This window comes from Undibacterium sp. Jales W-56 (assembly GCF_025548535.1).
GTDB lineage: Bacteria > Pseudomonadota > Gammaproteobacteria > Burkholderiales > Burkholderiaceae_D > Undibacterium.
The window spans coordinates 17384-36178 of record NZ_JAJLQW010000002.1 but is presented as its reverse complement, the minus strand read 5'-3'; the positions used below and the strand labels follow the sequence as shown (position 1 = coordinate 36178).

The window sequence follows — 18795 nt, the reverse complement described above, 5'->3', positions numbered from 1 at the left end:
AAAGACCGTATCTCGACGTCGGCTGGCAGGTTTAGCCGCCGGTCACCGGCGGAAAAAAAGCGACTTCACAACCGTCCCTCAATCGAAATTCACCATCCTGCATCAGAAAATCGACAGAACTCCGCACAAGCCTTCCCCCGCATAGCGCCTGAAAGTGGTCTGTACTGAGTGCAGCGAGTTTTTTCTTTAGCGTATTGACCGTGACCTCATCTTCATCCAGATCCAATGTTTCCTCCGTATGCCCGACGGTCTCGCGGATGCTGGCGAAATATTTGATATGGATTTTCATACTGACTCCTCAGCAGACATAAAACTCGAATAAGATTGGATTACTGATAGCGTCACGGACGCCGGTTCGTCGTCATCCGCCAACTAGCGACATGCGTACTGTGCGGTATATCTTTTTGCTGCCCGTCGTCCGTTTTTCAATATGCAGTTCGGAATACCGGTCATCCCGTAGTTGCCAATGCCCTCGTATGACGCTCGCTATTTGTTCATGCGAAGCGGACGATTGAAGCAGGGACCGCAGGTCAATCGATTTCGTCGCAAACAGGCACATGAACAATTTTCCATCGGCAGAAACACGGGCCCGGGTGCAGGAACTGCAAAACGGCTCCGTCATGCTTGAAATAAAACCGATTTCACCTGCACCGTCCGCATACTTGAAGTTGCGGGATGTGTCATTCGCTTTTCCGATGCTGGGCAGTAGCGGAAACTCCTGCTCCACCAGGCGTCTGGCGCTGCCGGAACTCAACATGCTCTCCTTGTTCCAGAACTCTGCGCCGCCGACATCCATGAATTCGATGAATCTGACAATGACGCCGGTGTTTCTGAAATACCTGGCAAGAGGCACAATCTGGTTGTCATTGATTCCTTTTTGGATCACGGTATTGACTTTGATCGGCTGGAGCCCCACGGCTTGCGCTGCCTCAATACCGCCCAGTACCTTCTGCACGGGAAATCCGACGTCATTCATTTTCATGAAAATATCGTTATCCAGGCTGTCGAGGCTTACCGTTACCCGTTGCAGTCCGGCGTCTCTCAGTGATTGTGCTTTTGCAGCGAGCAAGGCACCATTCGTGGTCAATGCGATTTCCACGTTCTTTCCAGTGTGGGTGGTCAGCTTTGCTATGGTCTCAATAAATTTTTCAAGGCCTTTTCTCAACAACGGTTCGCCGCCGGTTATCCGAATTTTTTCCACCCCAAGCTGGACAAAGGCTTTTGCCAGCGTCAGCATCTGGTCGAAAGAGAGCCTGGACTCCGAATGCAGGAAGGAATAATCCTTGGTGTAAATCTCCTTCGGCATGCAATAGGTGCAGCGGAAATTGCATTGGTCAATGACCGACAAACGCAGATCCCTGACAGGCCGCTGAAGGAGATCCAGGCAGTCGGCGCCTGAAACATGATTGACCGTTGCGATGCTTGCCAAACTCGCGTCCTTATATCGGTTGTGCGTGGCTAAGAGTTCAGTGTGCATGTTGTCTCCAATATTCGCCGAATACGATTTTGTGACGCCGTGAAAGGGAAAAGCTATTTACGCCTAGCTTAGACTTCAATGCCGGCTCCGGGCGCATACAGTGTGTCTCCCAGCAGGGGAGTACAGTTCTGGTAAATGACGTTAAACTGCACTCCCATTTGATGTGAATGAGCTGCATCCAGGCTTAGGTCAATTGATAGTCCGAATCGACTACCATTTCCTCAGGAATGGCTTGCTCGCACAATTCCAGCAAAGAGCGTTCGATATTTCGGGTTATCGCGTCGAGAGCCAGATTATTCGGCGCTTTCCCGAACGGTTCCGAGATATCGCTGGCAATCGCTTCAAGGGCAATTAAGGTATAGGATACGAAAACCGATATAAAAGGTGTCGCTATCCCTATCGAGTCCACAAGGCCGAACGGTAGCAACACGCAATACGCGTACACGGTGCGGTGTAGCAAGACCCCGTAAGCAAGCGGTATGGGTGTCGACGCTATGCGTTCGCACCCCGCCACCATTGCACCAAGCTCGTTAAGCTGGGCGTCCATCATCCAGAGGCGGGTGTCCGATATGTGCCCCGCTTTTTGCATTTCGGCCAAGGTACTGCGCATGCCGTGCAGGATCGCCACTGGCTGGAAGTGCTTGCCGCTCAAGGACTTGGCATCTTCGGGAGGCAGATAGGAGGACAAGGGCCCCGACGAATCTGTTTTCCTCAACTGATGATTCAATGCATGCGCAAACGCAATCAAGCGACGTATAAACTGTAGCCTGTCGAATTCCGACGCATCGGCCGGCAGGTAGCAAATTACCTGGGACGCAAGGGAGCGCAAGGACACCACGATGTTTCCCCACATTTTGCGGGATTCCCAATAGCGGTCATAACTTGCGTTGTTCCTGAATGCGAGGAAGATGGTCAGCGCCACTCCGACCAGCGTGAACGGTATCGTATTGAGCGGTACCTTTTCCCCGAATACTTTTCCGTCCGTGCGCAAGGCCAGCAAGCCAACCAGGAACATGAATACGAGTTGAGGAACGATGGTTTGCAGCACCGAGCCCTTCCATACGAATAGCAATCGAAACCAGTTTTGTTGAGGGCGAACGATCATTTTGGGGCGCTTATATTAAATTGAATGAAATTGCCTAAATGTTGTTACTAATTGCATCGTGATGCATGCCTCTAGCATAGTTTGATGAATATGGAGTTCGCATATACAATGCGGCTAAAATAAAAAGAGTACAGTCGAGCCTGCCAGTTGAGCAATAAAACCTAAATCGCTGTGCCGCCATAAAATCTCAATCATCAATAAAATTGATATTGGCTGCGTGCGTACCTGTATCAATTCTGGTCGCGTGACTATCGGCAGGAACTGGCAATGAAGCTTTTCGAAAAACTTGTTAGCGAGATAGAAAGCCAGATACTAAGAGGGGTACTTCTGGAGGGGGAGAAAATTCCTTCCGTCCGGCAAATGAGCCAGCATCACCAACTCAGCATTACCACGGTCTTGCGCGCCTACCTGCTGCTGGAGAGTAAAGGGATCATTGAGAGCCGTCCGCAATCTGGCTACTTCGTCCGTACTAAGCCGGCGGGACTATTAACGAGAGAGTTACAGGTATCGCAGCCTATAGCGGTTTCATCCGAAGTTGATGTCAGCAGGCTGGTGCTGTCGACTTTGCGCTCCATACGGATTCACGACGCCGTTCCGCTGGGTTCTCCTTACCCGGATCCCTCTCTTTTTCCGCTGCAAAGGATCAACCAATATGCGACTGCGATTACGCGACGCTACCCTAATTGGACCATCATGGATGACCTTCCTCCCGGGCATCCCCAACTGATCAGGCAGATTGCACGCCGGTACATGGAAACCGGGCTGTCAGTCGATCCAAATGAAATTCTCATTACAGTGGGTGCCACCGAAGCGATCAATCTCTGTCTGCAGGCCGTTGCCAAGCCCGGAGATACGATCGCAGTCGAGTCGCCGACTTTTTATGCGATGCTGCACGCTATCGAAAGAATGGGCATGCGCGCTATCGAAGTAGCGACACATCCCCGGGAAGGAATAGACATTGGCGCCTTGGCGCAGATTATCCGGCACCAGCCCATCGCCGCCTGCATGGTCATGCCGAACTTTCAGAATCCGCTGGGCTTTCAAATGCCGGACCAAAAGAAGCGCGAACTGGTGGAGTTACTGGCGAAGCACGAAATTCCGGTCATCGAAAATAATGTCTACGACGAGTTGCACTTTGGCGAAATACACCCTGGCTCCCTGAAGGCATACGATACAAAAGGCCTGGTACTGCATTGTTCATCATTCTCGAAAAGCCTGACGGCAGCATACCGGATAGGTTGGACAATGCCGGGAAAATACCGCGATCAGGTCGAAAAGCTTAAGTTCCTCAATACGCTGACTACTTCTTCCATTCCCCAGATGGCGATTGCAGAGTATCTCAAGTATGACGGCTACGATCACCATCTCAGAAAGGTCCGCAAGGCGTACGAACAGCAGGCCAGCATCATGATATCCATGGTGAAAAGGTTCTTTCCGGTTGGGACAAAGACATCAATCCCCATGGGCGGATATGTATTATGGGTCGAGCTGCCGGAAGGAGTTGATTCCATGCGCTTATATCGTGATGCACTGGAAAGCAAGATCACGGTAGGGCCGGGGTATATGTTTTCTGTCACCAACGGCTACAAGAATTTCATCAGGCTAAATTACAGCTATGCCTGGACCCCAGAGATCGAGGCAGCCGTCATCACACTGGGAAAATTGATTTCAAGTTATTTATAGTCGGTTTCAATAAGACCTAGCGAATTTTGCCTTGTTGCGAGAAATGCATAATTCATGATTTTCGAATTTGAAGACATCAGCAGCTATAGCTGAAAAAGAACGCATGGTAATACAAATTTAATATTTAACATAATATAAATTATGCGTAAAACTATCTGGCGAAACGAATCATAAAAGATTTTGTTGCTTGCAAGCTATTTAATAATATCTATTGTCATAGGATATTTGATAATGAGTAGCTATCAAGGCATGTCCCCCAAAATTCCCGCAGGCTTTCTTACCCCACGTCACGCACACGGTCACGCGACGTTTATGACGACCCTTGATGACCTGACCGCCATGAGTCCGGCCAAGATTAAGGCGCTTTGCCTTTGGCTTGGTATTTGCGCCAAAACTATGAGCCGCTATATCTCCGGCGCTTCGCCCGTGCCACATGCTATTTGCTACGCGATGTTTTTTGAATCCCAATGGGGTCGCGATGCGATCAACGCCAAAGCCGTGAATGATCATGATGTGGTCGTTTTGCAGTTGCGTACATTTCAGGCGCGCTGTCGCGCCTTGGAAGCTGAGAATGCGCGATTGTCAAAGCAGATTCTTGATACCTCGCCAGCCGCTAATGCACCGACGTATCAATCCGGTGAACGCGTTATTAGCACCGGAAAAGATATTCATATCCGTTCTGAGACGGTTCACGATGATTTGCCGTTGCATGCTTTTTCTTCATTCAAGATTGCGCATTCACGGCACCGCAGATAAATAAAAAGCCTTCGTTATGAAGGCTTTTTATTTACTATTTCTTTTTCTCAAACCACCGCCAATACCCAAATGAGATTATTAACGCCGGTATCATCAGTGTTATCTCGAACGCATACTTACCAGACAAACCTAACACCATAACCAAACAAAACTCCAAAGCAAACATTGCGATATAGAGGACAACTATCATCATCAAATGATTCCACAGCCTATTCGTGATATAAAAAAATGCTTCTACACTATTCATATCCGACCTAGGCTTACCTTCTATTTTCTTATCCAGCCAATCATTCACACTTTGAATGCTGCGTTTAACGTCCATCGTATAAGCCCTCCGTTGATAGTCACATAGCGTTTTTATTTATCATTGGTTGACATCATACCCAAACTTTTTCATGCGTCCTCTCAAATCGCTTTTGATAAATCCGCTGCATTAATTTTCTATGGGCTTTTTTCAGTGTGGTTTTTTGTTGCTTTTCGAATTTCTCTCTGTAGATAATCCCGCCCGTGGTTACTTTTGCTTTTGCCCTGGACAGTACCGATACCGCTCCCGATTCTATTTGCTGCACCGCCATGCTGACGATCTGTTCTTGCATTTGTTCTTTGTCCACCAGCGTTGTAAAGGTCGTGCCTGCGGCAACGTTTACCAGCTTGCATATGTGTTTATCTACGTCCGATAAAATTGCATCTTTGCTTGTGATGTCGGTCAATGTAATGCCTGCCTTGCGCCCGAGTTCCCTTGACAGCACTTCTTTATTCAATTGTTCGCCGTCTGCAATTTGAATGTCATGTCTGCGCAGTGCTGCATAAATGTGTTTTTCAAAATTCAAGCTGATCACATCTTTTATCAAATCGAACAATTCGCTATAAGATACCTCCCGCTTGGAGCGTAAATTTTCACCGATATTTTCGGATACTTTGGCGGCTGACTGTGCAACGGCATCTTTTACATTTACTTTGATCATTGTCATGGTTTTAGTCTCCACTCTCTTTTGTGTTTGTCACGATATTTTTTTTGCCGTTGTCGGTTGCTGATGTCGTAATCACTGGTTCCCAGCGGCGGTTTTTCTTGCGGTATGTATTGCTCATACTTGCCGACTTTGGCGATCGCCGCTGCCTTTATTTTTGCGATGCCTGCGGCATTGATGGTGAATGGCATTTGATTTCCCTTTCTGATTTGTGTCGCAATTAGTCTTGCGATGACATCGACTTCCACGTCCCTAACCGTGACGCTATTCTGAATCAATCGCCTTTTCTATTTGCAGGGCGACGAACGCACGTAAATCACCGCGCAATTTTTCTTTGTCGCGCAGGCTACTAATCACGGGCGAGCCGAAGTTGTCATTGATGCGATCTAAGCCTAATTTTTCTAAATCTGATTTGATGGCGTCCTTGTCAAAGATGTTGGTAAAGCTCGTCCCGAATTTGAGATTGACGCCTCTTGTAATGGACTCTTCGCTGATGTTGCCGTCCTCATCTATCTCTATTTGGGGAGAATAGGGAAAACGGAAAAAATCGGGCGCTAAGCCCTGTTACCGATTCTTGAAGTCCGCAGCGGCCGATATTTTTCTCATCAACCTTCTTGCTCTTCCTTCAAATGTAATATCCGGTCCCGTAGATGTGCTCCCAGACCAACGAGGACACGAAACTGCAGCATACTGGCGTCGGGGAGCTGCCAGGACCGCGCGCAACCTGTGTCGCCCGCTCCAGAAACACCGCATGCCAAAGAACGATGGCGCCCGTCACCAGGTTTAAGCCGCGGTCGCACATATCACCTAAGCGATGAATCAAGACCGCTCTGGCAAGCGCATTGCGCGACTGCTTGCCAAGCGTATCAGACTGTAACTTTCTGCAATACCACCAAGTTTCTCGTATTAAAAAAATACAGATCCTCGATTTCTAACGGTAGCCGCTAATCGGGCAGTGCTTCAAACGATGCCGAGCATTTTTATCAGGAAAAAACTGATGACTGCCAACGCCAGCAGCGACAACACGACAACTGCGGCGACCCGGCAACCGGCCCGCATGACTGAGCGCGCATCGACGCCGAGTCCGAGTGCGGCCATCGACATAATGGTGAGGAAATTCGCCGTCACGTGCATCGGCGCAATTGCCGCCTCTGGAATGGCGCCGAACGAGCGCAAGGTCAGCAGTAGCAAAAAGCCGACGATGAACCACGGGACCATATGCGACAGCGCAGGACGACGACCACCTTCGCGCCGACCAATCAGCGACAGTACCAGCACGACTGGGCCCAGCATCAGCACCCGCACCAGTTTCACCAAGGTGCCGATGTGGACGCTGCTAAGCGATATCGATGAGGTCGCGGCCAGCACCTGGGGCACCGCGTAGACGGTCAGCCCGGCAAAGACACCGAACTGCGTTGGTGAAAACGACAACAGTGACACCATTAGCGGCAGCACCAGCACCACGACAACGCCAAGCACGGCAGTGAAGGCGATCGCCGCAGCGACGTCCTTTCCATCCGCATCGATAACCGGGGCCACCGCGGCAATGGCAGAGTTACCGCAAATCGAATTGCCGCAGGCAATCAAGATGGCCATCTTGCGCGGCAGACCAAAAGCACGGCCAAGGGCAAAGCTGAGCGCAATCGCGATGGCGACCACTGCCGCGATGCCGCTCATCAGACCGATGCCGTTTTCGAGCAGTGCACCGGCGCTGACCGAAGCGCCCAGCAGCACGACCGCGATTTCCAGCAATAATTTCGCACCGACTTGGATGCCGTCTTCGAAGCGAGTATCGAGCCGATGCACCGTCCGCACGGCGGTGCCTAGAAGAATGGCCAGCACCAGGCTTTCGAGCCATGCGTGGCCAAATAAAGCGCTTTCGATGCTTTCCATTGTGTAAGCTGCCGCAGTCACCACAGCGCAAAGTGCCAAGCCTGGCAGCGCGTTGCGAACGAGTTTTAGTGGTTGCTTGATCATTTGCCGCTCCTGATTCTCGAATTCAATAAAACGATTATCAAGTCGACAGATTGTTATGTCTATCTTATAATATCTGACAGATCGTTAAATGGAATCGAACAATCAGATGACGCTAGAACAATTGCGGATTTTTGTTGAAGTCGCGGAGCGACAACATTTGACCCAGGCCGCAGCGGTGTTGGCCCTTACCCCTTCAGCAGTAAGTGCTTCGATTAAAGTCCTGGAAGAACGCTTTGGCACGGCCCTATTTGTAGCGACCTGCATTTGAAACAGGCCCGACCAGCATTCCAGCCGATTCTCGGCCAGGAATAACTGCAGCTGATGCCCCCTTCAAACCAGCATTAGCTGTAAATGAACCTGCATTTATCCGCGCCAACCAGCATTCCATCGCCGCGAACCAGAATTATCTGCAACTGACCAGGATGTTCAACACGGCCTTGGTATCGGCCTCGATTTCAGCCAGCACGCCCAGCCAATGACCTATGACCCGCTTGACGCTCGATGCCGGCTGGGTGTCGCGCCAAACCGTCAGGATGCGCTGGTAGCCGACCAGATCGGCCCGCTGGACGCAATACGCGATCGTCATTTGGGTTGCCTCGATGTCGGTAAATGCTCCGGGGGTACTGCGGGCCTGCTCCTGTAGGCCAACCTGGGCGGCCGTGTCGCTCTGGATGCGCCGCAGATGCTCGATGATGAGCGGCAATCCGGTTGGATTCGGCCAGGCAAGGATTTCGATTTCCTCGGTCGTGCCGGTGCCGGTGGCGATCCTCAATACATCGTGGACGCCCGCTCCGATCAAGTCTGCCGTCGGGATGTTCGTATGCGTCCACGGAAACAGCTCCTGTTTCTGTGCCACCAGCATGCGCAGGTCCTGCTTGAATCCCTGTTCCAATCCCGGAGGTGGTGCGTCCCGATTGTCGGCCTCGACCATTTTCCAAATTCGCTCGATGTGGTCCTCCTGCTCAGCTTCAGGAAACAGACTGATATTCCAGGCAAGACAGCAGCTCATGGCAGCCTTCTTTCGCGCCTCCTGTTCTTCAACGAAGAGGACGTGCGGCAGCATGAAGGACGAAAAGCAGGATGCGACTGTAAATTGTTTGAATTTCATGAGCAGAATTAGATGGGCAGGCCAGCGGCAAGCATCCGGTCGCGCAGCTCCGCTGTGCGCGCCGGTTCCAGTTTGTTGTTGAACAGCGCGCGGATTTCCGCTGGCTTGGCGTCGAACTGTTCGACCATATCCTTCAGTCTGTACCCGTGGCGGGTCAGGGTCGGCTCCAGATCGTCAAGCTGGCGCGACAGCACAGTTTCCACCAGCGCGGCCGTGACAGGCTTCTCGCCGGTCTGGTAGCCCGCTTCCAGCGACAAGGTCAGGTGCAGTTGGACTTGCAGCGGCGTGCGCAGCTTGGTGGACAGGATATCGATTGCCTCGCTGTTCAGGATCGATTCTGGATCAGTGTTCGGAGCCGCGCTGGCGCCAAGCAGCCACAGGATGTACTCGCGCTGGCTGCCGGCGACGCCATCGAGCGTGAAGATATCGGTCCGGTAGCCGATTTCTTCCATGGTCGGGCGGCGCAGGTCGTTGCGCAGCTTCGGATGGCCGGCCAGGATCACCGACAACCGGCCGCCTGCGTCCTCGACCACTTCCATCAGACGTTTGAGGCCGATGAGGGTGTGTCCGTTCAAGTCGTGCGCCTCGTCGACGAACAGTGCCACCGGCCGCTTCCCCTTTTTGACGATTTCCTGCAATTCGCGCTCGCGCTTTTCGCTCTGCTTGGGAATTTGCACCTGTTTGTCCTGCGTAAGGTCGTAGAAGAGCGTGGAGATCAAGGTGGCCAACTTGATGCTGTGCTTTTCCACGGACAGCGACTTAGCGACGGCAACGCGGTTCTCGTCTTTCAAAATCTGCTGAAGGCGGCGCAACGTGACTGTTTTGCCGCTGCCGACAACACCGCACAAGGCGATCAGCCGCCCCTCAAGGGTGGCCCCTTTGATGTCCTTGATCAGCTGCTTGTGGTGGTCAGTTTCGTAGTAGCCGGCCTGGCTCAGTGGTTGCGTCAGCCCGTAGTACTGCATCACTTCAACTCGCATGGTCCTCTCCAGTCTTCTTGTTTCGGAAATAATCTCGTATGCGCGCAAGCACGACGCTGCGCGTCAGCGTCTCGCTCAGTACCTGGTCGATGACGGCGCGATCTGCTGGCGACAGCTTGGCCAGCGGCTTGGCCAGCTCGCCCGCTATCGCCAGCTTGGCGGCGATGACGTTTGCAAAATGGAATTCGTGCGCCTCGGCGTCGAAGGGCTGGATTGGTAATTCGCCTGGTAGATTCAGCGGGGCCAAGTGCAGGTCCTTGCCGGCCAGCGCCTCGATGGGCAGCTTGAGCTGGTCGGCCAGGGTGCGTATACGGTCGGCGCGCGCGTCGGCCGCGCCGCGCTTGAAGGCGCGATAGCGGTTCAATGGAATCGGCCCGGCGACCGGGTAGTACGGGCCGGTGCGCACGCTTTCGTACTCCACGTACAGTTCGTTGTCGAACAGCCCCCACAGCAGCAACACATATTCACCGGCCATGTCCAGCTCGACTTCGTAGCTGGTACCCTCCACCGACACGCGCGCGTCCACGCCAACGCGGCGCCGCTCCGGCTCGCGGGCAAAGCGACAGTACTGCTCCCAGGCGCACATCTGCCGGATGCCGCCGCTCGGGAAATTGGCAAGCCAGTCCTCGATGCGCGAATGCTGCTCGGAGCGATGATCCTGGCGAATGTAACGCATCAGATAGCGCAACAGCCATTCGTTGGCCTGTTGCTCGGTCTCCGGCTTGTGGAAGTGGTACAGCGTCTCGTGGGCTTCCTTCACTGTGCGAAACGGCCGCTCGACCTTTCCCTTGGAGCGCGCTGTAACCCGCTCGCCGTCTTTGCCGGCCGGGATGTGTGTCATCCACTCGATACCAAGCGCGTGCATCACATTCTGGAATACGCGACTCTTGGCGACAGGGCCGTTGTCCAGGTAGATCATCAACGGCCGCCCCTGGAACGGATATTCGGGGTCCGCCTTCGCTGCCATCGCGTTGAACAGGAAGCGCAGCGCCGATTCGGCATCTTCGCCATAGACGCAGCGGTACTCCTGATAGGCCACACCGCTACGATCGTCCACGACGCTGTACAGCATCAGCGTCGGCTCGCCCTTTCCCGGTTCGATCCAGTCCGGCTTGTCGATCCGTTTGAGGTCGGACGGCGACATGTCGAACTGCCAGCAGTCGTTGCTGTGCTCGGCCTGGAAGCGCACGGCTGGCGGCTGCCGGCGCAGGCGCGGCTGGTCGAGGTGCCAAAGTGTGAGGTACTGGTTGACCGTGCTGCGCGTCAGCACCCCTTGCGGTGCGCGCACAAGTCCCTGTACCGTCTCGACGCCATATTCCTCCAGCAGCTCGATGGAGCGCTTCGTGGACAGGTGGCGGCCCTGCTTGTTGGTCGTGCGTAGCTTGAGGGCAGCGACCAGCTCGCAGTAGCGCTCCAGTTCCGATTTCGGCAGGACGCGCGGCTTGCCGTGATCGGTGCGGTGGACTACGCGCGGCTTCAGAAAGTCCTTCAGGGCGCGATACACCGACGTGGTGGACATGCCGTACAGCTCGGACATGGCGCGCACTTGGGCGGCACGCTCCGGACTTTTGTGAGGCAGACGGTCGAGCCGCTGCCGCAATTGCAGCAGCGATTCGGCCGGGATCTGCTTACGCCACCCGGCAGCCATCGCTCTCAGCCTTGTCTAGGTAGTTGTAGAGCGTGGATTTGGAAATCCCCATCATCTTGCAGATTTCCTCAACAGTGTGGTTGCGCTCCCGGTGCAATTTCACGGCGAGCGCGAGCTTGACAGGATCAAGGCGCCTCGGCCGACCGCCCATGCGGCCGCGCGCGCGCGCCGCGACCAGTCCGGCCTGCGTCCGTTCGCGGATCAGGTTGCGCTCGAACTCGGCCAGTGCGCCGAACAGGTGAAAGACCAGCTTGCCGCCGCTCGACGTGGTGTCGATGTTTTCTTGCAGGCTGCGCAGCCCGACCTTGGCTGATTCGAGCCGCTCGACCAGCTCGATCAGGTTCTTGAGCGACCGGCCCAGCCGATCCAACCGCCAGATGACTACGGTGTCGCCGGCGCGTAGCATGCTCATTAAGGTAACCAGCCCGGTGCGGTCCGCTCTGGCTCCGCTCACCATGTCCTCGAAGACACGCTCGCAACCGACCGCCTGCAACGCATCGCGCTGCAAGTCCAAGTTCTGGTCGTCGGTCGATACACGGGCGTAGCCGATCAGCATGGCGACTTGTCCAATAAATCACGAAAATTCAGTATAGCTGGACTTTGAATATTGGAAAGGGATTGTGGATTGTCGCTGTGCTTGAGCAAGCTGCCGCTTGTCATTTTCAGAAGACGACTGCACCAATTGTCAGGAGTCGATAACACTACATCGGCGAGAGCGAAAACTTCCCGGCTCAGTGCGAGCTAAGTCTGCCTGCGTACCTTCTCCACTGTGCAAATCCCTGCACTCTTCTGGAGAAGCATCATGTACCGCTATACCAAACTTTCCCTTCTGGCCGTCGCCATCGCTGCAACCGGCGCGGTCGCCTACGCCGCCAATGGCGGTATGGAAAACGACGCACTGGCAATCAGCAAGGCCAAGATTCCCCTCACACAGGCGGTCACCGTCGCCGAGCAGCACGCCAATGGCAAGGCGTCACGCGCCGAGTACGAGAACTCGAAGCAAGGCTGGGTCTACGACGTGGAAGTCGTCAGCGGGGCCAAGGTCTTCGATGTCCGGGTCGATGCCGACAAGGGCACGGTCATCTCGTCTGCCGAGGACAAGGCGGATCACGATGATGACCACGACAAGCGGGACTGACTCCCGACAGTATGGCCGGATCGTTTCCCTCGGAGGCGATCCGGCCCGGAGACCTCATGGAATCACTCAACCATACATTTTTTCTCTGGCTCAACGCACCGGAGCATCCCAGTGCTTTGGCTCTGACGTTGGCCACCTTCTTGGCCGAACAGCTCATCTGGGCGGTTCCACTCCTGATCGGCATCGGCTGGCTTCGCGGCGGCGAGCCTACCCGCAAGACGATGCTCGTTGCTAGCGCATCGGGATTGCTGGGCCTGCTCATCAACCAGATCATCGGCCTGGCTTGGTTGCATCCCCGACCTTTCATGATCGGCCTGGGTCACACCCTCATCCCTCATGTTGCCGATTCGTCTTTCCCAAGCGATCACCTGACGCTGTGGTGGGCGGTTGCCTTCAGCCTCGCGCTGCAACGAGGCCCACGAATTGCAGGCGTGACTTTGGCTTTGCTGGGCGTTCCCATTGCCTGGGCGCGCATCTACCTTGGAGTGCACTTCCCATTCGACATGCTCGGGGCCATCGCCGTTGCTGCAATCTGTGCCTGGCTGACGTTACGTGAAGCACACTGGTATCTATTGCCAAGTTATCAACTTGCCACCGGAATCCATCGGCGGCTTTTCAGCGGGTTGATCGCGCTTGGATGGGTGCGCGAGTGAGCCTATGGGCGGGCTAAGTCAGCATGTTCAAACTGCTGGCAAACCATTTCACCCCCGGCAGGAGAACACCATGAACAAATTGCCCACGAGCAGCACCACTGGCTGGCTCAATAAAGTCCCGGAAGTCGCGCTGTCGTTCTGGATCATCAAGATCATGTCCACCACGGTGGGCGAGACGGGAGCCGATTTCCTGGCGGTCAACGCAGGGTGGGGGCAAGGCGTGACTCGAACCGTCATGGCTGCCCTGTTGGCGGCCGCCTTGTTCATGCAGTTGCGCACCCGACGCTATACCCCTTGGATTTACTGGCTGACGGTGGTACTGGTCAGCGTGGTCGGCACCCAGATCACCGATCTGCTGACCGATGGCCTTGGCGTCAGCCTGTACATCAGCACCTCGGCGTTCGCCGTTGCGCTCGCCGCGATCTTCTTCGTCTGGTATCGGATCGAGCGCACCCTGTCCATTCACGACATTGTGACGCGCAGCCGGGAGCTGTTCTATTGGGCTGCCATCCTCTGCACGTTCGCGCTGGGCACGGCTGCTGGCGATTTGGCGACCGAGGCATTGGGCTTGGGCTTTACCTGGGGCGCGGTGGCGTTCGGTGTGCTGATTGGCATCACCTATACCGCCTGGCGCATGGGCGGCAACGCCGTTCTGACCTTCTGGATCGCCTACATATTGACCCGCCCCTTCGGGGCCGCACTCGGCGACTTGCTGACTCAGGCCAAGACCTATGGCGGCCTTGGCATGGGTGCCATGTGGACAAGCGCCTTGTTCCTCACGGTGATCGTCATGCTGGTGGCCGTCGCGCAGATCGGCATGAATGGACGCCGCTCGGCCCAGCTCGTCGAATAACCATCTTCGCTCTACACAAGGAGAAAAACATGCTCATAAAGCACTCAATCGCTCGCCCTGTTGCCGCCATTTCGGCCGCCGTGCTCGTGGTCCTCGCGGCTGGTTGTTCCAAATCTGCCGATCAGAACAACGCAAGCTCGGCATCAACTACACCGGCCCAGACTGTCTCGGCCTTGCAAGTCAAAACTGCATCCAAGCTGGGCGACCTGTCGGCCTTCCGCAGCATCGCCACCGATGTCGCCGCCATCGTTGACAAGGGCGATCTGCCTGCTGCCAAGTCACGCATCAAGGACTTGGAAGTCGCATGGGATTCGGCCGAAGCCGGACTCAAACCGCGCGCGGCAGATGACTGGCATCTGCTCGACAAGGCCATCGACAAGTCGCTTGCGACGCTTCGCGCAGACACGCCAAGCCAGGCTGACTGCAAGGCTGCGATGGATGCCCTGCTGAAAACCTTTAACACGCTCGAAGGAAAGTGAGCGCGCCCCATGAAAACATCCACTGAACACGCGCTGGCCAAGGTGCCCGAAGTCACGCTGGGCTTCTGGCTCATCAAGATTGCCGCCACGACGCTCGGTGAAACTGGCGGTGATGCGGTTTCGATGTCCATGAACCTGGGCTACCTGGTCGGTACAGCCATCTTCGCGGCGATCTTCCTGGCTGCCGTCGTCGCGCAGGTCAAGGCCAAAGGCTTCCATCCCTTCCTGTACTGGACAACCATCATCGCCACGACCACGGTCGGCACGACATTGGCCGATTTTGCGGATCGATCGCTGGGAATCGGGTACGCTGGAGGTTCGAGCTTGCTGCTGGCCTTGCTGCTCGGCTCGCTCTTCGTCTGGCATCGCACCCTCGGCTCCGTGTCGGTGAGCACGGTCAGCTCGCCCAAGGCAGAAGCCTTCTACTGGCTGACGATCATGTTCTCCCAAACGCTGGGCACCGCGTTAGGCGACTGGACAGCCGACACGGCGGGCTTGGGCTACACGGGTGCGGCCGTCGTGTTCGGCGGGCTGCTCGCGCTGGTCGTGGCAGCCTACTACTGGACGAGCGTGTCCCGCACGCTGCTGTTCTGGGCGGCGTTCATCCTGACTCGCCCGCTGGGTGCCGTGGTCGGGGATTTTCTGGACAAGCCACTGAGCGCGGGTGGTCTGGCGTTGAGCCGCTATTCGGCATCGGCCGCACTGTTGGCCTTCATGCTGACTGCGATCCTGCTGTTCAGGCAGAGAGCAGCCAGGACGGCACATTGAACAACGATTGAACGGAGGGGGAATGCGGGTATTGCTTGTCGAAGACGATCCCATGATCGGTGACGCGATCCAGGGCGCATTGAAGGATGCGTCCTACGCCGCCGACTGGGTGAAGGACGGGCAGACGGCGCTCACCACGCTGGGCTGCCAGCATTACGACCTGGTGCTACTCGACCTCGGTCTGCCCGGAAAGGATGGGCTGGAGGTGCTGGCCAGCATCCGAGCCAAGGACAACCCGGTTCCCCTGCTCATCATCACGGCTCGCGATGGTCTGGATGATCGCCTGCGCGGCCTGGATGGCGGGGCCGACGACTATGTGTCCAAGCCCTTTCAGATGGCGGAACTGCTGGCTCGGATGCGCGCCGTCCTGAGGCGCAAAGGTGGCACGGCAGCTCCCGTGCTCAGCAACGGCGTGGTGACGCTCGACCCGGCCACCAAAGAGGCTTGTGCCAATGATGGCCCCCAAGTGCAACTGTCCAACCGCGAGTTCTCGTTACTGCAAGCCTTGCTGGTTCGGCCTGGTGCCATCCTTTCGCGCAGCGAACTGGAGGATCGCATCTATGGCTGGGGGGAAGAAGTCGAAAGCAATGCCGTCGAATATCTGATCCACGCACTGCGGCGCAAGCTCGGTGGCGAGGTCATCAAGAACGTCAGGGGGGTCGGATGGATGGTCTCAAAAGGCGCTTGAACGAATCAGTTCAGCTCAAGCTGTCCTTCACCTTGTCGCTGGCCATCCTCGTGGTGGCCGTTGTGGCGGGCGTATTCTCGTTCCTGTCCGCCTTCGATGAAGCGCACGAACTACAGGACGATGTACTGCGCCAGGTGGCGCAGCTCATGGATCGCCAGCGCTTGTTGCCTGCCGTGCCAACCACCGATATCCGTCTCAAGGATGTCGATGAAGAGTCGCGCGTGATCGTCCAGCGCTTGGGTGAGGTCAGTCCCTCTACGGTAGGCGTGGATGCAGGAGGCGTGCTCCCGCTCCCGGCGACCTTGGCGGATGGATTGCACACGCTGGAAGTTGGTGGCGAGACGTTTCGCGTGCTGGTCAAGACCACGGCGAGCGGCGAACGCATTGCTGTGGCTCAGGAGTCCGGTTTCCGCAATGAAATTGCCCGCGACGGGGCACTGCGCACGGTGATGCCTTTCTTGATTCTCGTGCCGGTGCTGCTGTTGATCGTTGCTGACCTGGTGCGCAAGATGTTCCAGCCCATCGCGGCGCTGTCCAAGGAAATAGACCAGCGGGCAGAGCAGGAACTGCATCCCGTCGAAGACCGCCACCTTCCGGTCGAGGTACGTCCGTTTGCCGTGGCGATCAATCGCCTGCTCGCTCGTGTCAGCCAGTCGATGGAATCTCAGCGCCGCTTTGTGGCGGATGCCGCGCACGAGCTACGTTCGCCGCTGACAGCCATGTCGCTGCAAGCAGAACGGCTCGCGGAAGCGGAAATGTCCAGCGTGGCGCGCGAACGGCTGACGGTTTTGCGCCAAGGGATCGAGCGCGGCCGCAGCCTGCTCGATCAACTCTTGACCTTGGCCAAGGCACAGTCGGCCACCGACCTGCCGAAGTCGCCTGTATCTGTCCAGAGCATCTACCGCCGCGTGCTGGAAGACCTCATGCCGCTGGCCGAGGCCAAGCACATCGACATCGGTGTCGAAGGCGCGCTGGACGCCGAAGTGTGGGCAAGCGAGCTGGACATGATCGCTGTGGTCAAGAACCTAGTCGATAACGCCATCCGCTACACGCCAGAGGGAGGGCGTGTTGATCTTTCTGTGGGTGTTTCGGAAGGGAAGGTCGTACTACGTATTCAGGACAGTGGGCCTGGCATTCCGTTGGCTGAACGGGATCGAGTGTTTGATCCCTTCTACCGCACGCTGGGGAGCGAGCAGATCGGCTCGGGTCTGGGACTATCCATTGTCCAGACGATTGCCAATCGCATCGGTGCTGAAATCCGCCTCGACTTCTCAGATCAAGAGAAGCAAACTGGCTTAAATGTTGCCGTTATCGCTCCCATGCGGTAGCGGTTTGAGAAACGCGGAGGCAGGCTAAATGGTTAATTCGGCGGGGTGGTTTTATTGGGCTTTGCTGTCCGCTATCCTTGCGGCACTGACGGCTATTTTTGCCAAGGTTGGCATTCAGGGAGTTGATTCCGATCTGGCCACCTTGATCCGCACGGCCATCATCATCGTCGTCCTGTCGGCGTTTGTTGCCTACACGGGGAAATGGACCAACCCCTTGGAGTTATCACCCAAGACATGGCTTTTTCTCGGGCTGTCCGGCTTGGCGACAGGGGCATCGTGGGTCTGCTACTTCCGCGCACTCAAGATTGGCGATGCATCCAAGGTTGCGCCAGTGGATAAACTCAGTCTTGTCCTGGTGGCGGTATTTGCTTTCGCCTTTTTGGGCGAACGCCCGTCACTGAGGGAGTGGTCCGGCATTTCGATGGTCGCCGGAGGCGTTCTGTTATTGGCGTTCAAGTGATAACAGGTAGGACATACTGACTCAACCAGTCGTCACGATTCGTCTACAGTAACCGCTGTCCTGCCATCAAACTTGACTGAGCAGTTTCTCGCCATCAAGGCGCAACTCGCCCTTCGGCGAAATGTGCCGATACAAGGTCTGTCTTGTGATGCCCAGTTCCTGACATAGATCGCCGACCTTGGTTTCGGGCTGCCCCATAGCGGCCATCGCCAGCCGCAACTTGGCGGCAGTCATCTTGAAGGGCCGGCCGCCCTTCCTACCGCGCGCCCTCGCCGAAGCCAATCCTGCAATCGTGCGCTCGGTAATCAGTTCGCGCTCGAACTCGGCCAGCGCGGCGAAGATGCCGAAGACCAACTTGCCGGCGGCCGTCGTGGTGTCAATGGCTGCACCGTGCCCAGTCAACACTTTCAGACCGATGCCTCGCCCGGTCAGGTCATGCACGGTGTTGATGAGATGCCGCAGATCGCGCCCGAGCCGGTCAAGTTTCCACACCATCAACGTATCCCCCGGTCGTAGCGCCTTCAGGCAGCTCAACAGGCCGGGACGATCCTCGCGTTTGCCCGACGCTTGATCCTCGTAGAGATGGGCCGGATCGACGCCGGCAGCGATCAGTGCATCACGCTGCAAGTCGGTGGCCTGTGAGCCGTCTGCTTTCGATACCCGCATGTAGCCAATCAGCATCTTGCACCTGTCACATATACGTTCGATTATGTGACAGTGTGCACC

At 55.9% G+C, this 18795-nt stretch carries 23 protein-coding genes; 11 read left to right on the top strand and 12 right to left on the bottom strand.

Annotated features, from left to right (window positions below):
- Positions 1–31: 31 nt before the first annotated feature.
- From LPB67_RS06130 to LPB67_RS06120, 3 genes are all read right to left on the bottom strand, one after another.
- Positions 32–289 (bottom strand): MoaD/ThiS family protein, encoded by a 258-nt coding sequence (locus LPB67_RS06130; RefSeq protein ID WP_262836191.1) that lies wholly within the window; start codon positions 287–289, stop codon positions 32–34.
- A gap of 72 nt (positions 290–361) precedes the next feature.
- Positions 362–1477, bottom strand: a complete 1116-nt coding sequence (gene moaA / locus LPB67_RS06125) for a GTP 3',8-cyclase MoaA (protein ID WP_262836190.1) — start codon at positions 1475–1477, stop codon at positions 362–364.
- Positions 1478–1661: 184 nt separating this feature from the next.
- Positions 1662–2582 (bottom strand): bestrophin family protein, encoded by a 921-nt coding sequence (locus tag LPB67_RS06120; protein WP_262836189.1) that lies wholly within the window; start codon positions 2580–2582, stop codon positions 1662–1664.
- A 267-nt stretch (positions 2583–2849) separates the two neighbouring features.
- On the opposite strand from LPB67_RS06120, the gene LPB67_RS06115 reads away from it, so the two are divergent.
- Together LPB67_RS06115 and LPB67_RS06110 are read left to right on the top strand one after the other, a co-directional pair.
- Positions 2850–4265 carry a PLP-dependent aminotransferase family protein gene (locus tag LPB67_RS06115; protein ID WP_262836188.1) on the top strand — a complete coding sequence of 472 codons (1416 nt, stop codon included), beginning with the start codon at positions 2850–2852 and terminating at the stop codon, positions 4263–4265.
- Between the two features lie 180 nt (positions 4266–4445).
- Positions 4446–5021, top strand: a complete 576-nt coding sequence (locus LPB67_RS06110; protein ID WP_262836187.1) for a hypothetical protein — start codon at positions 4446–4448, stop codon at positions 5019–5021.
- 377 nt (positions 5022–5398) lie between these two features.
- Here LPB67_RS06110 and LPB67_RS06105 read toward each other — a convergent pair whose 3' ends face one another.
- The 4 genes from LPB67_RS06105 to LPB67_RS06095 all read right to left on the bottom strand — a co-directional run bounded on the left by LPB67_RS06105 (position 5399) and on the right by LPB67_RS06095 (position 7966).
- Positions 5399–5992 carry a hypothetical protein gene (locus LPB67_RS06105; protein WP_262836186.1) on the bottom strand — a complete coding sequence of 198 codons (594 nt, stop codon included), beginning with the start codon at positions 5990–5992 and terminating at the stop codon, positions 5399–5401.
- On the bottom strand, positions 5989–6237 hold the full coding sequence (locus tag LPB67_RS06100) for a hypothetical protein (protein WP_262836185.1): 249 nt from the start codon (positions 6235–6237) through the stop codon (positions 5989–5991). The genes LPB67_RS06105 and LPB67_RS06100 overlap by 4 nt, the downstream gene beginning before the upstream one ends.
- A 377-nt stretch (positions 6238–6614) precedes the next feature.
- On the bottom strand, positions 6615–6791 hold the full coding sequence (locus LPB67_RS19170; protein ID WP_373419990.1) for a Tn3 family transposase: 177 nt from the start codon (positions 6789–6791) through the stop codon (positions 6615–6617).
- A 158-nt stretch (positions 6792–6949) separates the two neighbouring features.
- Entirely contained in the window at positions 6950–7966 is a 1017-nt protein-coding gene (locus tag LPB67_RS06095; protein WP_034303916.1) for a YeiH family protein, read from the bottom strand.
- 88 nt (positions 7967–8054) lie between these two features.
- Here LPB67_RS06095 and LPB67_RS06090 point away from each other — a divergent pair, with 88 nt between their 5' ends.
- On the top strand, positions 8055–8234 hold the full coding sequence (locus LPB67_RS06090) for a LysR family transcriptional regulator (protein WP_262836184.1): 180 nt from the start codon (positions 8055–8057) through the stop codon (positions 8232–8234).
- A gap of 135 nt (positions 8235–8369) precedes the next feature.
- Here LPB67_RS06090 and LPB67_RS06085 read toward each other — a convergent pair whose 3' ends face one another.
- From LPB67_RS06085 to LPB67_RS06070, 4 genes are read right to left on the bottom strand one after another with little or no spacing between them, the layout of a single operon-like run.
- Positions 8370–9074 (bottom strand): hypothetical protein, encoded by a 705-nt coding sequence (locus LPB67_RS06085; RefSeq protein WP_134222395.1) that lies wholly within the window; start codon positions 9072–9074, stop codon positions 8370–8372.
- An 8-nt stretch (positions 9075–9082) separates the two neighbouring features.
- The gene (locus tag LPB67_RS06080; protein ID WP_134222394.1) at positions 9083–10054 is read right to left on the bottom strand and encodes an ExeA family protein; all 972 of its coding nucleotides are present in this window, start codon (positions 10052–10054) and stop codon (positions 9083–9085) included.
- The gene (locus LPB67_RS06075; RefSeq protein ID WP_134224091.1) at positions 10044–11678 is read right to left on the bottom strand and encodes a DDE-type integrase/transposase/recombinase; all 1635 of its coding nucleotides are present in this window, start codon (positions 11676–11678) and stop codon (positions 10044–10046) included. Before LPB67_RS06075 ends, LPB67_RS06080 begins: the two co-directional genes overlap by 11 nt.
- Positions 11679–11682: 4 nt before the next feature.
- Positions 11683–12258 carry a recombinase family protein gene (locus tag LPB67_RS06070; protein WP_134222393.1) on the bottom strand — a complete coding sequence of 192 codons (576 nt, stop codon included), beginning with the start codon at positions 12256–12258 and terminating at the stop codon, positions 11683–11685.
- Between the two features lie 246 nt (positions 12259–12504).
- On the opposite strand from LPB67_RS06070, the gene LPB67_RS06065 reads away from it, so the two are divergent.
- From LPB67_RS06065 to LPB67_RS06030, 8 genes are all read left to right on the top strand, one after another.
- Positions 12505–12840, top strand: a complete 336-nt coding sequence (locus LPB67_RS06065; RefSeq protein ID WP_005797945.1) for a PepSY domain-containing protein — start codon at positions 12505–12507, stop codon at positions 12838–12840.
- A gap of 56 nt (positions 12841–12896) precedes the next feature.
- On the top strand, positions 12897–13493 hold the full coding sequence (locus LPB67_RS06060; protein WP_040329257.1) for an undecaprenyl-diphosphatase: 597 nt from the start codon (positions 12897–12899) through the stop codon (positions 13491–13493).
- A gap of 70 nt (positions 13494–13563) precedes the next feature.
- Entirely contained in the window at positions 13564–14346 is a 783-nt protein-coding gene (locus tag LPB67_RS06055; RefSeq protein WP_005797951.1) for a membrane protein, read from the top strand.
- 29 nt (positions 14347–14375) lie between these two features.
- Positions 14376–14825 (top strand): hypothetical protein, encoded by a 450-nt coding sequence (locus LPB67_RS06050; RefSeq protein ID WP_005797953.1) that lies wholly within the window; start codon positions 14376–14378, stop codon positions 14823–14825.
- A gap of 9 nt (positions 14826–14834) precedes the next feature.
- On the top strand, positions 14835–15593 hold the full coding sequence (locus tag LPB67_RS06045; RefSeq protein WP_005797954.1) for a membrane protein: 759 nt from the start codon (positions 14835–14837) through the stop codon (positions 15591–15593).
- 22 nt (positions 15594–15615) lie between these two features.
- Positions 15616–16281, top strand: a complete 666-nt coding sequence (locus LPB67_RS06040) for a response regulator transcription factor (protein ID WP_005797956.1) — start codon at positions 15616–15618, stop codon at positions 16279–16281.
- The gene (locus LPB67_RS06035; RefSeq protein WP_062739164.1) at positions 16257–17609 is read left to right on the top strand and encodes an ATP-binding protein; all 1353 of its coding nucleotides are present in this window, start codon (positions 16257–16259) and stop codon (positions 17607–17609) included. Before LPB67_RS06040 ends, LPB67_RS06035 begins: the two co-directional genes overlap by 25 nt.
- Before the next feature lie 28 nt (positions 17610–17637).
- A complete protein-coding gene (locus LPB67_RS06030) occupies positions 17638–18069 on the top strand; it encodes an EamA family transporter (protein ID WP_005797960.1) in 432 nt (143 codons plus the stop codon).
- A gap of 66 nt (positions 18070–18135) precedes the next feature.
- Here LPB67_RS06030 and LPB67_RS06025 read toward each other — a convergent pair whose 3' ends face one another.
- Positions 18136–18750, bottom strand: coding sequence for a recombinase family protein (locus LPB67_RS06025; RefSeq protein WP_062739166.1), 615 nt, complete (start codon positions 18748–18750; stop codon positions 18136–18138).
- Between the last annotated feature and the right edge of the window lie 45 nt (positions 18751–18795).

Bases quoted from the DNA above. Each gene is read 5' to 3' on its own strand.
- LPB67_RS06040 (WP_005797956.1), top strand. From the start codon at position 15,616: ATGCGGGTATTGCTTGTCGAAGACGATCCCATGATCGGTGACGCGATC.
- LPB67_RS19170 (WP_373419990.1), bottom strand. From the start codon at position 6,791: ATGTGCGACCGCGGCTTAAACCTGGTGACGGGCGCCATCGTTCTTTGG.
- LPB67_RS06060 (WP_040329257.1), top strand. From the start codon at position 12,897: ATGGAATCACTCAACCATACATTTTTTCTCTGGCTCAACGCACCGGAG.
- LPB67_RS06035 (WP_062739164.1), top strand. From the start codon at position 16,257: ATGGATGGTCTCAAAAGGCGCTTGAACGAATCAGTTCAGCTCAAGCTG.
- LPB67_RS06105 (WP_262836186.1), bottom strand. From the start codon at position 5,992: ATGACAATGATCAAAGTAAATGTAAAAGATGCCGTTGCACAGTCAGCC.
- LPB67_RS06090 (WP_262836184.1), top strand. From the start codon at position 8,055: ATGGAATCGAACAATCAGATGACGCTAGAACAATTGCGGATTTTTGTT.
- LPB67_RS06030 (WP_005797960.1), top strand. From the start codon at position 17,638: ATGGTTAATTCGGCGGGGTGGTTTTATTGGGCTTTGCTGTCCGCTATC.
- LPB67_RS06085 (WP_134222395.1), bottom strand. From the start codon at position 9,074: ATGAAATTCAAACAATTTACAGTCGCATCCTGCTTTTCGTCCTTCATG.
- LPB67_RS06130 (WP_262836191.1), bottom strand. From the start codon at position 289: ATGAAAATCCATATCAAATATTTCGCCAGCATCCGCGAGACCGTCGGG.
- LPB67_RS06095 (WP_034303916.1), bottom strand. From the start codon at position 7,966: ATGATCAAGCAACCACTAAAACTCGTTCGCAACGCGCTGCCAGGCTTG.
- LPB67_RS06045 (WP_005797954.1), top strand. From the start codon at position 14,835: ATGAAAACATCCACTGAACACGCGCTGGCCAAGGTGCCCGAAGTCACG.
- LPB67_RS06120 (WP_262836189.1), bottom strand. From the start codon at position 2,582: ATGATCGTTCGCCCTCAACAAAACTGGTTTCGATTGCTATTCGTATGG.
- LPB67_RS06065 (WP_005797945.1), top strand. From the start codon at position 12,505: ATGTACCGCTATACCAAACTTTCCCTTCTGGCCGTCGCCATCGCTGCA.
- moaA (WP_262836190.1), bottom strand. From the start codon at position 1,477: ATGCACACTGAACTCTTAGCCACGCACAACCGATATAAGGACGCGAGT.
- LPB67_RS06050 (WP_005797953.1), top strand. From the start codon at position 14,376: ATGCTCATAAAGCACTCAATCGCTCGCCCTGTTGCCGCCATTTCGGCC.
- LPB67_RS06070 (WP_134222393.1), bottom strand. From the start codon at position 12,258: ATGCTGATCGGCTACGCCCGTGTATCGACCGACGACCAGAACTTGGAC.
- LPB67_RS06055 (WP_005797951.1), top strand. From the start codon at position 13,564: ATGAACAAATTGCCCACGAGCAGCACCACTGGCTGGCTCAATAAAGTC.
- LPB67_RS06025 (WP_062739166.1), bottom strand. From the start codon at position 18,750: ATGCTGATTGGCTACATGCGGGTATCGAAAGCAGACGGCTCACAGGCC.
- LPB67_RS06080 (WP_134222394.1), bottom strand. From the start codon at position 10,054: ATGCGAGTTGAAGTGATGCAGTACTACGGGCTGACGCAACCACTGAGC.
- LPB67_RS06115 (WP_262836188.1), top strand. From the start codon at position 2,850: ATGAAGCTTTTCGAAAAACTTGTTAGCGAGATAGAAAGCCAGATACTA.